The sequence below is a fragment of the Pseudomonas sp. GW-45 genome, assembly GCF_056896675.1.
On the sequence record NZ_CM167674.1, the window covers coordinates 1,715,118 to 1,730,222 of the forward strand.

General features: G+C 54.8%; 11 protein-coding genes and 2 tRNA genes. 4 read left to right on the top strand and 9 right to left on the bottom strand.

Annotated elements, in window-relative coordinates; all coding sequences use genetic code 11:
- Positions 1–9 precede the first annotated feature (9 nt).
- From AC1XYH_RS07765 to uvrY, 5 genes are all read right to left on the bottom strand, one after another.
- Positions 10–83 (bottom strand) — tRNA-Cys (locus AC1XYH_RS07765).
- A 49-nt stretch (positions 84–132) separates the two neighbouring features.
- Positions 133–208 (bottom strand) — tRNA-Gly (locus tag AC1XYH_RS07770).
- Positions 209–576: 368 nt separating this feature from the next.
- Positions 577–1,146: a CDP-diacylglycerol--glycerol-3-phosphate 3-phosphatidyltransferase gene (pgsA, locus tag AC1XYH_RS07775; RefSeq protein WP_483326038.1), complete on the bottom strand. Its 570-nt coding sequence runs from the start codon at positions 1,144–1,146 to the stop codon at positions 577–579.
- Between the two features lie 30 nt (positions 1,147–1,176).
- The gene (uvrC, locus tag AC1XYH_RS07780; RefSeq protein ID WP_483326039.1) at positions 1,177–3,006 is read right to left on the bottom strand and encodes an excinuclease ABC subunit UvrC; all 1,830 of its coding nucleotides are present in this window, start codon (positions 3,004–3,006) and stop codon (positions 1,177–1,179) included.
- Positions 3,007–3,008: 2 nt separating this feature from the next.
- The gene (uvrY, locus tag AC1XYH_RS07785; RefSeq protein WP_483326040.1) at positions 3,009–3,653 is read right to left on the bottom strand and encodes a UvrY/SirA/GacA family response regulator transcription factor; all 645 of its coding nucleotides are present in this window, start codon (positions 3,651–3,653) and stop codon (positions 3,009–3,011) included.
- Between the two features lie 299 nt (positions 3,654–3,952).
- Between uvrY and AC1XYH_RS07790 the strand changes: the two genes are divergently transcribed.
- The 3 genes from AC1XYH_RS07790 (at position 3,953) to AC1XYH_RS07800 (ending at position 7,984) form a co-directional block, all read left to right on the top strand.
- The gene (locus AC1XYH_RS07790; RefSeq protein ID WP_483326041.1) at positions 3,953–5,887 is read left to right on the top strand and encodes a DUF294 nucleotidyltransferase-like domain-containing protein; all 1,935 of its coding nucleotides are present in this window, start codon (positions 3,953–3,955) and stop codon (positions 5,885–5,887) included.
- Positions 5,884–6,600, top strand: coding sequence for a 3'-5' exonuclease (locus AC1XYH_RS07795; RefSeq protein ID WP_483326042.1), 717 nt, complete (start codon positions 5,884–5,886; stop codon positions 6,598–6,600). Before AC1XYH_RS07790 ends, AC1XYH_RS07795 begins: the two co-directional genes overlap by 4 nt.
- Before the next feature lie 142 nt (positions 6,601–6,742).
- Positions 6,743–7,984: an OmpP1/FadL family transporter gene (locus tag AC1XYH_RS07800; RefSeq protein WP_483326043.1), complete on the top strand. Its 1,242-nt coding sequence runs from the start codon at positions 6,743–6,745 to the stop codon at positions 7,982–7,984.
- Between the two features lie 73 nt (positions 7,985–8,057).
- On the opposite strand, the gene AC1XYH_RS07805 is transcribed toward AC1XYH_RS07800, so the two are convergent.
- The 3 genes from AC1XYH_RS07805 to AC1XYH_RS07815 form a co-directional block, all read right to left on the bottom strand.
- On the bottom strand, positions 8,058–9,827 hold the full coding sequence (locus AC1XYH_RS07805; protein ID WP_483326044.1) for a sodium:solute symporter family protein: 1,770 nt from the start codon (positions 9,825–9,827) through the stop codon (positions 8,058–8,060).
- Between the two features lie 16 nt (positions 9,828–9,843).
- On the bottom strand, positions 9,844–10,110 hold the full coding sequence (locus AC1XYH_RS07810) for a DUF4212 domain-containing protein (RefSeq protein WP_483326045.1): 267 nt from the start codon (positions 10,108–10,110) through the stop codon (positions 9,844–9,846).
- A gap of 325 nt (positions 10,111–10,435) precedes the next feature.
- Positions 10,436–12,946 carry a membrane-bound PQQ-dependent dehydrogenase, glucose/quinate/shikimate family gene (locus AC1XYH_RS07815; protein WP_483326046.1) on the bottom strand — a complete coding sequence of 837 codons (2,511 nt, stop codon included), beginning with the start codon at positions 12,944–12,946 and terminating at the stop codon, positions 10,436–10,438.
- Positions 12,947–13,037: 91 nt separating this feature from the next.
- Between AC1XYH_RS07815 and AC1XYH_RS07820 the strand changes: the two genes are divergently transcribed.
- Positions 13,038–13,733, top strand: a complete 696-nt coding sequence (locus tag AC1XYH_RS07820) for a DUF4197 domain-containing protein (protein WP_483326047.1) — start codon at positions 13,038–13,040, stop codon at positions 13,731–13,733.
- 65 nt (positions 13,734–13,798) lie between these two features.
- On the opposite strand, the gene AC1XYH_RS07825 is transcribed toward AC1XYH_RS07820, so the two are convergent.
- Positions 13,799–15,100: a serine hydrolase domain-containing protein gene (locus AC1XYH_RS07825; protein WP_483326048.1), complete on the bottom strand. Its 1,302-nt coding sequence runs from the start codon at positions 15,098–15,100 to the stop codon at positions 13,799–13,801.
- Between the last annotated feature and the right edge of the window lie 5 nt (positions 15,101–15,105).

Here is a 15,105-nt window from a genome sequence, read left to right on the forward strand (position 1 = left end):
ATGTAAAGATGGAGGCCGAGGTCGGAATCGAACCGGCGTTCACGGATTTGCAATCCGCTGCATGACCACTCTGCCACCCGGCCTCATAAGGGGGCTATCACGCTGTGGATGACGTCAGCGTAATATAAAAACTGGAGCGGGAAACGAGACTCGAACTCGCGACCCCGACCTTGGCAAGGTCGTGCTCTACCAACTGAGCTATTCCCGCACACATTTACAACAATCGACCCTAAGGTCTCGAGAACTCGCGAGGCTATGCGCCCCACCCCGACCTCGGAAGGTCGTACCCAACCAACTGGGCTATTCTCGCATATACCTACAACAATCGACCCTAAGGTCTCGAGAACCCGCGAGGCTGTGCGCCCCACCCCGACCTCGGAAGGTCGTGCTCTACCAACTGAGCTATTCCCGCACACATTTACAACATTCGACCCTAAAGTCTCGAGAAATCGCGAGGCTATGCGCCTCACCCCGACCTCGGAAGGTCGTGCTCATGCCACTGAGCTATTCCCGCTTTGGAACGGCGCTAATTCTATCTTTCTGCGCGATCCTGTCAAGTCATTGATTCAAAAAAAGTTATTTGTTGCTATTTTGATCAGCGTCGGGGCGCAAATGAGGCCAGGCGGCCTTTAGGTAAACTATCATCGACCAAAGCGTAAGGACGGCAGACATGGCCAGCAGTACGTAACCAATCACTACCCAATGGGTAATCAATGGTGGATTCGCTAGCAGTACCACCAATGCGACCATCTGCAAGGCGGTTTTGTACTTGCCGAGCTGGGATACCGCTACGTGAGCGCGCGCGCCCATTTCCGCCATCCACTCACGTAGCGCTGAAATTACCAGTTCACGGCCAATGATAATGGCCGCAGGTGCCGTGACCCAAAAATTGGCGTGATGCTGTACTAACAACACCAGCGCTATGACGACCATCAGCTTGTCGGCAACTGGATCCAGAAACGCGCCGAACGGCGTGCTCTGCTGCAGTTTGCGCGCTAGATAGCCGTCCAGCCAATCAGTCACGGCGGCCAGTGTAAAGATCAGTGCGGCGGCAACATAACTCCAGTGATAGGGCATGTAGAACAGCAGGATGAAGATAGGAATGAGCCCGACTCGCGTCAGGGTCAAAATATTCGGGATGTTCATATTTTATGCAACCTCGTCTAAGCGGGCATTCTAATCGCTATGCAGGGCAGCATAAATCTGTTCCGCAAGTTTTTTACTGACGCCCGGCACTTTAGCCATCTCCGCAGCGCTCGCACGCTTCAGTTCTTGCAGCCCACCAAAGTGCTTGAGCAGCTCGCGGCGGCGCTTTGGGCCGACTCCGGCAATACCCTCGAGAGAAGATGTGGTACGTGCCTTGCCGCGCCGCTGCCGATGCCCGGTAATAGCGAATCGGTGTGCCTCATCGCGAATATGCTGGATCAGGTGCAGCGCCGGTGAGTGTCCGGGCAATACCAGTTCATTGTGCGGGTCATTCAGGTAAAGGGTTTCCATGCCGGCTTTGCGGGTCGCACCTTTGGATACGCCCAGTAGCGTCAGATCATGGATGGCCAGCTCCTGCATCACTTCCATCGCCATGCTCATTTGCCCTTTACCGCCGTCGACAAGCAGAATGTCGGGCATCTTGCCCTCGCCATCCTGAATGCGGCTAAAGCGCCGGACAAGCGCCTGACGCATGGCCGCGTAGTCATCGCCTGCTGTTACGCCTTCGATGTTAAAACGTCGGTAGTCGCTCTTCAGAGGGCCTTCAGGGCCAAAAACCACGCAGGACGCGACCGTTGCTTCGCCACTGGAATGGCTGATGTCATAGCACTCTAGCCGAGTCGGCACTTCATCCAGGTTGAGCGCCTGTTGCAGCGCCTCGAAGCGAGCCTGAGTATGTTGGCGATTGGCCAATAAGCTTGCCAGTGATTGTGTGGCGTTGCTCTCGGCCAGCGACAGCCAGCGTTTGCGGTTACCACGCACGTTATGGCTGATGTTCAGGCTGCAGCCGCGCGCTTGGCTCAGCGCCTGGATGATTACCGGGAAATCTTCATGCTCGGCATTGACGATGATTTCTGGCGGCACTTCGCGTTCGGCCGTGCCCAGATAGTACTGCGGCAAAAACGCGGCCAATACCTCTCCTGAAGTTTGCTCGATAGGTACCCGCGGAAAGTGGTTTTTGGTTCCCAGCACCCTGCCCTGGCGCACCATAACGACGTGCACGCAGGCGCCGCCAGGGGTGACTTCTGCAGCGATAACGTCGACGTCACCCTGCTCGGTATCCATGCTTTGCTGATCCTGCACGCGGCGCAGTTGTGATATTTGATCGCGCAATTCGGCTGCGCGCTCAAAATTCAGGCTCATCGACGCTTGCTCCATCGCCTCGTTCAACTCGGTGGCTAACGAATTGCTACGTCCTTCAAGGAACATAACTGAGTGGCGCACGTCTTCGGCGTACTCAGCTTGATCTACCAAGCCAACGCAAGGCGCTTTACAGCGTTTGATTTGATACTGTAGGCAAGGTCGCGTGCGATTGTTGTAATAGCTGTCTTCGCACTGGCGCACCATAAAGGTTTTTTGCAGCAAGTTTAGGCTTTCGCGAATCGCACCGGCGCTGGGGTACGGCCCAAAGTAGCGGCCTTTGGCACGTTTTGCGCCACGGTGCAGGCCCAGGCGCGGAAACTCGTCGTTACTGGACAGAAACACGTAGGGGTAGGATTTATCGTCCCGTAGCAGGATGTTATACGGTGGACGGTTACCCTTAATGAGGCTCTGCTCTAGGAGCAGAGCTTCGGTCTCATTGGCAGTGATAGTGGTATCTATCTGACCAATGCGCGCGACTAAAGCGGCCGTCTTGGGGCTAAGTCCGGTAGCGCGAAAATAGCTGGCCAAGCGTTTTTTCAGGTTTTTCGCTTTGCCCACATACAAGAGTTCACCCTGAGCGTCGAACATACGATACACGCCGGGTTTGTTGCTGGCAGTTGCAAGAAACGCTTTGGGGTCAAAAATAACGTCAGCCATGCTCACTGTTGCGAGGTATCTACCATGCCATTGCGCACAGCCAATAGCGTCAGCTCAACATCACTGGTAACGCCAAGCTTTTCAAATATGCGATAGCGATAGGTATTCACTGTCTTTGGGCTCAGGCAGAGTTTGTCAGAGATACTGTTGACCTTCTCGCAGCCGACAATCATCAAAGCGATCTGTATCTCACGCTCGGATAAGCAATCAAAAGGTGATTCACCGCCCGGATTAAGGTGCTTAAGTACCAACAGCTGGGCAATGTTTGGGCTGATATACCGCTGGCCGGAATGCACTTGCTTGATGGCAGCGACCATCTCTTCCAATGCAGCGCCCTTGGTGACATAGCCAGCGGCGCCGGCCTGCATCAAGCGGGAGGGAAAAGGTTCTTCGTTGCAGACAGTGACGGCAATCACTTTGATGTGTTTGTCGTGCTGCACTAGCTTACGGGTAGCTTCGAGCCCACCAATGCCAGGCATACGCACATCCATCAACACCACATCCGGGCGCAACGAACGTGCTTGAGTTACCGCGGCTTCGCCACTGTCGGCTTCGCCAACCACGGTAAAACCGGGCACATCACCCAGCATCCGACTAATACCCATGCGAACCAAGTCATGGTCATCAACTACCAGTACCTTGATCAAGATCCAACCCCTTGCGCAGAAAACCGTACGTTATTATTCCATCGCGTTGTTACACGGTGGCGGCATCCTAGCTCGTTGCCTTTTCTATAATCAGTAAACGTCAGGATCAAAGCTTTGAACAAATGGCTAAAAAAACTGTCCGGACGCATCTGCAGCCGCCACAATAGCAAAACGGCCGAGCAGATGAAATGACTAGTACTTCAGCATTTTACCTACAGACCTGCTCTACAAGACTTAGGTAGCATGGGCGGGGCAATGCCGAAACGGCACACTGATGAGCAACATCAAGGTTGGCCGATATGACCCGAGAAGACCGCTTCGCGCAGGCGGGTAAAACCGCTGTTATGCAGAATGTTCACGGTACCATCAGTTTTCTGTTGGCTTATCCGCCGTTCAATCTCATGGAACACGCACACTTGGCATGGCTAGTAGAGCATGCACAATTGCGCTTTTATGCCGCAGGTGAGCAGATACTGCATCCGCAGGATGGGCCCGTGCAGCAGTTCTTTGTGGTCAAGCAAGGGCTGATTCGCGGCGAGCGGTTGATTACTGGCCAGCAGGAGCCCGATACCACCTTCGAAATCAGCACTGGTGAATGCTTTCCGCTGGCCGCGCTGATCGGTGAACGCGCCACCCGGACGGTACACTTGGCCGGTGAAGATACCTTTTGTCTGACCATCAACCGCAATGATTTTGTCAGCCTGTTCCGACGTTCGTTACCATTTCGCGATTTTGCCCTGCGCGGCGTCAGCAGCCTGCTGGACCAGGTCAACCAACAGGCGCAGCAGCAAGCCAGCGAGAGCCTCGGCTCGCATTATTCTCTGGATGCGCGCCTGGCTGAATTAACCGATCGCGCCCCGATCATCTGCACATTAGACACACCTATTCGCGCAGCGGTCAGGCTGATGCACGAGGCCAGCGTGGGCAGTATCGTTATTACCGATGGACGACAAGCGCCACTCGGCATATTTACCCTACGTGACCTGCGCGGCTTAATTGCCGATGCCGCTACCGACCTTGAACAGCCAATTAGCGAGGTGATGATCGCCAACCCCAGTCACCTGCCCTCCTCAGCCAGCGCTTTTGATGCGGCCATCGCCATGACCCGCCAACACATAGCGCATATCTGCCTAGTCGATCAGGGGCGCCTTACTGGCGTGGTGTCCGAGCGGGATCTGTTCTCTCTGCAGCGGGTAGATCTGGTGCATATGGCCCGCACTCTACGTGAGGCGCCTACGCTAGAAACGCTGGTTGCGCTACGTAGCGAGATTCGCCGCTTGGTTGACAGCATGTTGGCGCATGGCGCCTCTTCCACGCAGGTCACTCGCATCATTACCTTGCTCAATGACCACAGCGTATGCCGCGCCATAGAGCTGTGTATCCAAGAGCAAGGTGATCCCGGCGTGGCCTTCAGCTGGCTGTGCTTTGGCAGCGAAGGTCGGCAGGAGCAGACACTGCATACCGACCAGGATAACGGCATTCTGTTTGTCGCCAGCTCAGCCGAGCAAACCGAGCAAACTCGTCAGCTACTGTTGCCCCTGGCCAAGCGCATCAACCAAGCACTGGCGGCATGCGGCTTCACCCTGTGCAAAGGCAATATCATGGCCGGCAACCCGCAGCTTTGCCTCTCGGCTAGCGAATGGGCTGAGCGTTTTGGCCGGATGATCGAGAGCACTACACCAAAAAACCTTTTGGCCTCCTCTATCTACTTTGATTTTCGGGTGGTCTGGGGCGACGCTGACGCGGCAGAACGCATGTTTCAATCGGTGCTAAAACGCATCAACGGCAACAGCTTGTTTCAGCATCAAATGGCACAGAACGCGCTACTCCATCGGCCACCCATTGGTCGCTTACGTGAGTTTATTTTGGCCCGCAGTGGTACTGAAAAAGACACCTTAGACCTGAAAATTCAAGGCTTGGGGCCTTTTGTAGACGGCGCGCGGCTGCTGGCCTTAGCCAACGGCGTTACCAATAGCAATACTCTGGCGCGTTTGCAGGCACTGCGCGCGGCTGGCGTTATAGAGCCACTGGATGCCGACGCCTACGTCGAGGCCTACCAGTTCATTCAACTGGTGCGCATGCAACAGCACCAAGTTCAAGATCGCGAAGGCCAGCCCCTGAGCAACCGCATCGACCCCGAAAGCTTGAATCATCTAGACCGCCGCATTTTGCGTGAATCTTTCCGTCAGGCAAAACGTCTGCAAGCCAGCTTGGCGTTGAGATATAACTTATGAACCCGCTCGGGTGGCTGCCGAAAAGACGAGCCGATTTGTTGACTGACCAGCAGCGCCAGCGGTGCACGCAGTTACCTCGCGCGCAGCCACTGGATAGCACTGCGCTCGCCGCAACACGCTTGGTGGTTGTGGACCTGGAAACCACCGGTTTGAATGTCCATCGTGACCGCATATTGTCGGTCGGCGCTGTGGTCATTGAAAACAATTGCATTGATCTCGGCAGCCAGTATGAATGCACCTTGTACCGAGAGAATCACCAGGTCAGCGAGTCGATACTTATCCATGGCATTGCCCCGAGTGCAATTGCTCAGGGGGTAGATGCAGCTGATGCCCTACTGGATTTCATGACGTTTTCCGGCGAGTGCGTTTTTATAGCCTGTCACGCTGCCTTCGATCAGCGCATGTTGCTGCGCGGGCTACGTCTAGATTTGGGCTACAAACTACGCCACAAATTCCTGGACGTTGCCGAGCTCGCCCCCATGCTTTGCCCAGAAGCCAACTTGCCCCAGGGCGGCCTGGACGATTGGCAAGCTTACTTTGGGTTGCAGAACAGCCAGCGGCATAACGCTGCGGCCGATGCATTGGCCACTGCTGAAATTATGTTGATATTGCTGGCTAAAGCGAAAGCCCAAGGGTTAACCAGTCTGGCGGAAGTCAAAAGCCGCCTGGGTCAGTGGCGCAGATTGCGCCATGCACGAGTTGGCAGTTTTTGAATAAAATCGCTATCTACCGCCAAACACCCTTTTAAAATCCGGTTTTACCTTCCATTCTCTCATTTCGCGCTAGTCAAGACTGGCACGAAAAGACAATGGCTGTTAATTTGCGCGCCCTTACCTCATTGCGCCGGAGTATCGGATGATCAAGCACCCTTGGCTTAGTGGCTCTATAGCCCTTGCTATCAGCACCCTCGCCCACCCCGTCCTCGCCAATGGACTTTCCATTAACGAACAAAGCGCCAGCGGCATGGGCACCGGTTTTTCCGGACGTTCCTCTTCCGCTGAAGACGCCAGCACCCTGTTTGGCAATCCTGCAGGTATGTCCAAGCTAGATCGTGCGCAAGTCAGTGGCGGGTTTGCAGTAATCCAGGCCAAGAGCGACATCAGCAACGTAAACACAACTGTTTCCGGCACCAGCGATGGTGACATGGTGCCAGTCGCAGCCGTACCGTTCGGCTATTACGTAAAGCCATTGAACGAAGATTGGCATTTTGGCATCGGCATTTATGCACCCTTCGGGCTTATCAATGATTACGAAGATAACTTCCAGGGCCGCTACCACGGTGTTTACAGCAAGGTGCAAGTGGTTACCTTGCAGCCCACGCTGAGCTACCGCATAAATGATCGTGTTTCTATTGGCTTCGGTCCTACCATCAATAAAATCGACGGGAAATTAACCAGCGCTGTGCAGACGCCACCCTCACTCGGCGGTGCCGATGCCGAAGTCAATATCAAGGGTGATGATGTTGGTTATGGATTCAATGCCGGTGTACTGGTCGATGTTACCAACCAACTCGCTTGGGGCCTGACTTATCACTCAAAAGTCGATTACACCCTCGAGGGTCGTACCCGTGTCTCGGGTTTCCCAGGCGCCACAGGCCTTAATGGTAACTACGATGCCAGCTTGGATTTCACAACCCCTGAATCAGTCGATACCTCGTTTACCTACCAGCTAAACGGTTTTTGGACGCTCTACGCCGGTGCTACTTGGACTCGCTGGAGCCAGCTACAGCAAATCACGGTTGAAAACAGCGGCGCCCCAGCTCTCTTCGGCACTATAAACGAAAACATTAAATGGAAAGACGTCTGGTCTGCCGCTATTGGCGCCGCGTATCAAGTCAGCCCTAACTGGGTGTTGCGCGCCGGTTATACCGTGGATCCTTCACCCACCGATGACGACGACCGCACCGCACGCATCCCTGTATCGGATCGTAAGATCCTATCGTTGGGCGCTGGCTGGGATATCAATGATGACGTCACGCTAGATATGGCTTACTCGTACCTGCGCGAAAGTGAAGGGTCGGTCAACTATGCCGATTACAGCGCTGACTACCGCAACAGCGCCCACGGTGTATCCACACAGCTGACCTACCGCTTTTAAAGCAGTTGTAACCGCAATAAAAAACGCCCCGAACCAGTCGGGGCGTTTTCATTTCTAGCGACTGCGTTGGACCTTAGTGATCTATGGCAGCGCCTGCACCACGGGGTACGCGAATATCTTCAATCATGTGCTGGATGTGCTCCGGCGGTGCTTTGGTGAAGGACGCAACCGTCACAGCAGCAATGAAGTTGAAGACCATGCCCAAGGTACCAATACCTTCTGGCGACACACCTAACCACCAATGCTCAGCCGTGTTCAGCTCAGGGCTGATGAACTTGAAGAACACGATGTAGCTAAAGGTGAAGGTCAGACCCACTGCCATGCCGGCGATAGCGCCTTCTTTGTTCATCTTCTTAGAGAAGATACCCATCACGATGACCGGGAAGAAAGATGCTGCCGCCAAGCCGAAGGCAAACGCGACCACCTGTGCCACAAAGCCCGGTGGGTAGATGCCAAACAAGCCGGCAATCGCCACCGCTACACCTGCAGCTACCCGCGCAGCCAGCAATTCGTTCTTCTCGCTGATATTGGGTGCCATGTTGCTCTTGAGCAGGTCATGCGATACCGACGTTGAGATCACCAGCAGCAGACCAGCTGCCGTAGACAGCGCCGCAGCCAAACCACCGGCGGCGATCAAAGCGATAACCCAGCCAGGCAAGCCGGCAATTTCCGGGTTTGCCAACACCATGATGTCGCGGTCTACATATAGTTCGGTGGCGGCATCGGTCGGTGCGTTACTGAGCAAGCGTTCACCACTAACACCGCGCTCGCCAGTAAACGTTGGGTTGCCCACGAACGGCGCACCTGGGCCATACTGAATCACGCCATCGTTGTTCTTATCCTGCCACGCGATTAAGCCTGCGTTCTCCCAGGTCGACAGCCACTCAGGTACCTGCTCGTACTGCGCATCAGCTACGGTATTCAGCAGGTTGGTGCGGGCAAAAGCGGCAACAGCAGGTGCTGTGGTGTAAAGAATCGCAATGAAGAACAGAGCGTAACCTGCTGATTTACGAGCATCTCTTACTGTTGGCGTAGTAAAAAACCGTACAATTACGTGCGGCAAACCAGCAGTACCCACCATCAGTGCCATGGTGATAAAGAACACATCAATCGTCGATTTGGAGCCGTCCGTATACGCGCCAAAGCCAAGTTCGGCACCTATCCCATCGAGTCGTTCGATAACTGATTGCCCTGTACCTATCACTTCGCTACCAAAGCCGAGCTGCGGGATTGGATTGCCGGTAATCATGATTGAGATATAGATGGCCGGAACCATGTAAGCGAACATCATTACGCAATACTGCGCTACTTGCGTGTAAGTGATGCCTTTCATGCCGCCCAATACCGCGTAGAAGAACACGATCGCCATACCGATGATGACGCCGGTCGCGATGTCCACTTCCAGGTAGCGTGAGAACACGATGCCAACACCGCGCATCTGGCCTGCTACGTAGGTAAAGGAAATAAAGATTACGCAGATAACCGCCACTACACGGGCCGTCTGTGAGTAATAACGCTCACCGACAAAATCTGGCACGGTGAACTTGCCGAACTTGCGCAGATAAGGTGCTAGACACATCGCCAGCAGCACATAACCACCGGTCCAGCCCATCAGATAGACGCTACCGTCGTAACCGGCGAAGGCAATAATACCTGCCATAGAGATGAAGGAGGCGGCAGACATCCAGTCAGCGCCCGTGGCCATACCGTTAGCGATTGGGTGTATACCTTTGCTCGCGACATAGTACTCGCTGGTACTGCCCGCGCGAGACCAGATCGCGATCCCTATGTAGAGTGCGAAGGTCGCCCCCACAAAGAGGTAAATCAACGTTTGCGTATCCATTGCAGGACTCCTGTTCTTATTCTTCGTGGAGGTCGTATTTGCGATCGAGCTTATTCATCTTCCAGACGTACACGAAGATGAGTACCACGAAGGCATAGATGGCGCCTTGCTGGGCAAACCAGAATCCCAGCGGGAAGCCGAAGAACTGGATATTGTTGAGTAGATCGACGAACAGGATGCCGGCACCGAAGGATACTGAGAACCAGATGACCAACAGGATCATCATGAACCGCAGGTTTTCCCGCCAGTAGGCGCGTGCAGCGTCTTCTTTTGACAAGGACATTAGCGTCTCCAATTTTTGTTGTTATTACACACAACAAGGTAGCACCCAGTTGGGTGGTAAGAGACTAAGACTTTGGTAGAGTGCGGCGTAGTGCAGCTTTTTTAGATCGCGGAATATTGATTAAACAACCAATATAAGCCACTGATAAAAATCACTTATTTTGGTATTTATATGGCTGTTCTATGCATTCTTAGACTAAAGCCTCATGTGCAGAGAGAGGCTTGGCCTACAAGCGCGCTTGAGCGGAACCCACCTCGGCACCGATGAACAGTCGACTCGTTGCGGCAAGCCAACTATTCACATGCCAAGCCGATCTAGCGACCCTTTACTCCGGCAAGGCGTAAGCAATGATGGCGTCGCCGGCTTTGGTACCGGTTGAGCCATGGCCGCCGGCAACCACTACCAAATACTGCCTGCCATCAGCGCCCAAATAGGTCGACGGGGTTGCCTGGCCGCCAGCTGGCAAGCGAGATTTCCAGCGCTCCTCACCGGTACGCAGATCATAACCGCGCACATAGTAGTCCATGGTTCCACTGAGGAAGGCCACGCCACCGCGTGTAACTATCGGGCCGCCAATGCCCGGAACGCCCATCTTGAACGGCAGCGGAATAGGTGCCAGATCGCGCACTGTGCCATTCACGCGCTGATAGCGGGTCTCGCCGGTGGTGAGATCAACGCCTGCTACATAACCCCAGGATGGCTGCTGGCATGGCAAACCAACGGGCGACATAAAGGGCGCCATGCTGGTCGCGTAAGGCGCGCCGAAGTTTTCGTTGATGATCGGCTCGCCATCTTTAGTGACGAAGCGGCTAGTGTCGTTACCCCGCGGCATCAGCTGGGAAGTGAATGCCAGGTAGACCGGCATAGCGAACATGATCTGACGGTCAGGATCGATCGCTACCGAGCCCCAGTTGAAGACGCCAAAATTGCCGGGATACACCAAGGTGCCCTGCTCCGATGGTGCCGTGAAACGACCTTCATAATGCAACTGCTGGAACTGGATGCGGCAAGCCATTTGGTCTAGCAGGGTCGCGCCCCACATATCCTTGCCAGTGAGGGTTGGCGGGTTGAACGAGATAGCCGAGACCGGTTGCGTCGGCGCGGTAAAGTCACCCTTGGCTGCGCCCTGCGGTACTGGCTCCTCGGTTACCGGCAGCACGGGCTCACCGGTTACCCGGTTCAACACGTAGATCTCGCCCTGTTTGGTGGCTGCGACCAAAGCTTTGATACGTTGGCCTTGAATAGTCAGATCCACCAGGCTCGGTTGAGCTGGCACGTCGTAGTCCCAGAGGTCGTGATGCACGGTCTGAAATACCCAGGCCACTTTGCCGGTACTAGCGTGAAGCGCCAATATGGATGATGAGTACTTCTCCACAGCCTCACTGCGGTTGCCACCAAACTGGTCTGGAGACTGATTGCCCATCGGCAGATAGATAATATCTAGCTCGGGATCGTAACTGGATACGCTCCAGGAGTTGGGTGCGTTCTCTGAATAGGTCTCGTCTTCGGCGATCGGTGCTGTGTTATCCGGTTTCTTGCTGTCGAAATTCCATACCAGATCACCGGTGAAGATGTCGAATGCGCGGATCACCCCAGAAGGTGAGGTAGTAGAGGCGTTGTCGTTGACTGCCCCGCCCACGATGATCACCTTATCGGTCACCACCGGCGGCGAAGTCGAGTAATAAGAGCCCGGCGTTACGTTGGGCATATTGGCCCACAGGTTGATGGTGCCATCATCACCACCAAAACCAGGGCAGATGCTGCCATTAATGGCGCTGATTGCAATCAAACGTCCATCCGACGTAGGCACAAACAAGCGTTGACGACAGTTGCCCGCTGCACCCGCGTAGCCTGCATCGCGTTTCACCTTCGGGTTTGGATCGCCAGACATCGCCTGCCCTGCAGCCACATTCTGAGCTACACCCGCCGCTTTAGACGTCACCTCAGCTACGCTCATCTGCAGTCGCTCTGCATCGCTTACGCTGTCGTTATTAGTCGTAACGCCCTGCTCTGCATCCGGCCCAGCATCATGGTAAGACACCCCCCGGCAAGTCATGTGCTGGGTGGTTACGGTGGGGGGTTGTTTGAGTTCTGGATCAAAGCGCCATAGCTCTTCGCCGGTCGTTGGATCCAGTGTGATAACGGTGCCGAAAGGTGTGCAGATGTACATGCGATCATCCACCACCAGTGGTGTCACTTCATAGGTGGTCTCACCTGGATCACTCCCATCGCGCACTTGGCCGGTGTTGTAGCGCCATGCTTCTTGCAGGTCGTTCACATTGTTGGGGGTGATCTGATCCAGTGGCGAGAAACGCTGGCCTGCGGCTGTGCGGCCATAAGCGTGCCACTCGCCATCTGGCACTGCGTCCGCACCTACCTGAGTGCTAATGGCTGATGCCATGCGCTCTTCACTGAATGCGCCCATGATTCCTTGCTGTTGGGTCAAGGCATAACCCGCTACGCCAGCGGCCACCAGCAAAGAAAGCCCCAACATGCCGGTATAGGCAATCTGGCTGGTTTTGTAACGCATGCTGCGGCGCACTGACGGTATCAGCAGCAACAGCCCTAGTCCGACCAGTAGGCCGCCGCGGGGAGCGAGCGCCCACCAATCGAAGCCGACTTCCCATACAGACCACGCAAGTGTTGCCAAAAGCGCTACGGCGTAGACCATCATCCCCACAGCACGACCGGCCAGCAACAGGCCGCCAGCAGCAACTAGCAGCAAGCCGAGCAGTAGATAAAACCAACTGCCCCCTAAAAGACCGAGCCAAGCGCCACCTGCAATACAAACAAGGGCACAGAGCAGTACCAGCAAGGCAAGTACGGTACGCAACATAGTTCCTCCAATATTTCCGAATGTTTCAATGCCGCCAGTGTAGCTGATGAGCTAAGCTCTGGCTTTACATTGACTATTCCAGAGGCTTGCCATGCTCCGTTTGATGCCCTTTTCTGTACTTTTCGCTGCGTTATTCACCGCTCTGCTTTCTACCTCGGCAAGTGCATTTTCGCTTTCCGACTTGAGTCAGCAGGATGCCAGTGCAGGCTTGAAAGACGCGCTGACCCAAGGCGCCGAAATGGCCGTAAAAGAGCTAAGTGCTCCGGGCGGTTTCAGCGATAACCGGGATGTGCGTATTGAGTTGCCCGGCAACCTTGGCAAGGCGTCGCGCACCTTGAAGATGATGGGCATGGGCGGTCAGATTACCCAGCTCGAGGACAGCATGAACAAAGCGGCAGAAGCCGCAGTACCGCAAGCGCAGACGCTGCTGGTAGATGCCATCAGCAAGATGAGTGTGCAGGATGCAAAGTCTGTTTTGACCGGCCCAAGCGATTCAGCCACCCGCTATCTTGAAAGCAGCAGCCGCGACCAGATTCGCGCTCTATTCCTACCGGTGGTTAAAAACGCCACGGACCAGGTTGGACTGGCCCAGCAATACAACACGTTCGCCTCGCAGGCCTCAAGCTTCGGTGTGGTTGATAGCGACGCCGCCAACATTGAGAGTTATGTAACCGAGCGCACCCTTGATGGTCTGTTTGAGATGATCGCTGAGCAGGAAGCGGATATTCGTAGCAACCCAACTGAGGCGGCTACCAACCTGGCTAAAAAGGTATTCGGCAGTCTCTAATAGCGAGATAAGCAAATATCTACCGCATCGACAGCGCCGCATTATCAAGTGCGGCGCTTTGCTATTTACCCTCGCAACAAATCTGCCAGTGCCGAGGTGACCCGACGAGTCATCTCATAAGTAAAGTCGTTAGACGCGACCGGGTGCGACCCCAACCTGACCAAACTTAGCTCCGCGGCTGAATTTACATGCACTAACTGGCCGTGCACACCCATGGCTTCAAACACCTCATCGGGGTTATGCGAGACCCACCATTGGTTGTGGTAGGAGTAGCCATCCATACCTTTACGACCAAAACGTGCAAACGCGTCACGGTCGCCACCGCGCTGTATTTCGGTAATCAGTTCTGCCGGCACGACTTGCTGGCCATTGTAATGCCCACCAAGCCGTAACATTTCCGCAAAGCGGCCAAGGTCTCGCAAGCTCGCGTTCAGGCCGGCTCCTGCCCACTCGGTGCCTTTGGCATCCAGCAAAATATAGGCGTCTTGCTCGGCACCCAGTTTGCTCCAGATTCGCTCGTTGATTTGCTGGGCCAGCTCTTTACCGCTCACGCGGCGGATGATCCAGCCCAGCACCTCGGTATGCACAGTGCGATAAGCAAAATGCTCACCATGCCCACGAGCGGTGCCAACGGATGGCAAGTAATCATAAAGACTGGTTGGCCCCGTCCATTGTGAGGACTGAGTAATGCCCGCCGATAAACCGTAGTGAATGACATCAGAAGTGCCATCGGCGTACACCTCTGAATACTTCACATCCGCGGTCATATCCAATACCTGTTGCACTGTCGCACCGGCCCAGCCCGATTCAGCCAGTTCGGGAATGTGGTCAGTTACCTGTGAATTAAGGTCCAGCAGGCCTTCCAGGCTCAACATATTGGCAATTAGGCCGGTGAAAGATTTGGTGACCGACCAGAGCATGTGGGGGCTCTGCGCATCTGCCATGTTTGGGTAGGATTCGTAGACCACCTTGCCCTGATGGATGATCAGCATGGCGTCGGCGTAAGAACGGTCAAGGAATTCGGCAAAGCTGATACTTTCACCGTCCAGCATCTCGATAGACAGCGCATCAATTTTCGCTGAAATATCTGCGCTCGCGGGTAATGCCGTTACCGGGCCATGCCCTCGTCCAATCTGACGAGAAGGTATTAGCTCGCGCATATGCTGGAATGCCCACCGTACCTTGGGGTACTCGACTAGATAATCCGAGCGGTTGATCTGTTTATCAGCTGGCGCAGGAAAACCCTGCATATAACGCAGTTCAGCCAGTGGAATGCTGGCTGAACTTGGAAAGCTGGGAGCACCTTTCTCTTCCGACGCAAAAAGAACGCGCGAGTGGCGCGCTGCGAAACCGACTGCGTTGAACATAGCTA

Bases quoted from the DNA above. Each gene is read 5' to 3' on its own strand.
- pgsA (WP_483326038.1), bottom strand. From the start codon at position 1,146: ATGAACATCCCGAATATTTTGACCCTGACGCGAGTCGGGCTCATTCCT.
- uvrC (WP_483326039.1), bottom strand. From the start codon at position 3,006: ATGGCTGACGTTATTTTTGACCCCAAAGCGTTTCTTGCAACTGCCAGC.
- AC1XYH_RS07790 (WP_483326041.1), top strand. From the start codon at position 3,953: ATGACCCGAGAAGACCGCTTCGCGCAGGCGGGTAAAACCGCTGTTATG.
- AC1XYH_RS07795 (WP_483326042.1), top strand. From the start codon at position 5,884: ATGAACCCGCTCGGGTGGCTGCCGAAAAGACGAGCCGATTTGTTGACT.
- AC1XYH_RS07800 (WP_483326043.1), top strand. From the start codon at position 6,743: ATGATCAAGCACCCTTGGCTTAGTGGCTCTATAGCCCTTGCTATCAGC.
- AC1XYH_RS07805 (WP_483326044.1), bottom strand. From the start codon at position 9,827: ATGGATACGCAAACGTTGATTTACCTCTTTGTGGGGGCGACCTTCGCA.
- AC1XYH_RS07810 (WP_483326045.1), bottom strand. From the start codon at position 10,110: ATGTCCTTGTCAAAAGAAGACGCTGCACGCGCCTACTGGCGGGAAAAC.
- AC1XYH_RS07815 (WP_483326046.1), bottom strand. From the start codon at position 12,946: ATGTTGCGTACCGTACTTGCCTTGCTGGTACTGCTCTGTGCCCTTGTT.
- AC1XYH_RS07820 (WP_483326047.1), top strand. From the start codon at position 13,038: ATGCTCCGTTTGATGCCCTTTTCTGTACTTTTCGCTGCGTTATTCACC.
- AC1XYH_RS07825 (WP_483326048.1), bottom strand. From the start codon at position 15,100: ATGTTCAACGCAGTCGGTTTCGCAGCGCGCCACTCGCGCGTTCTTTTT.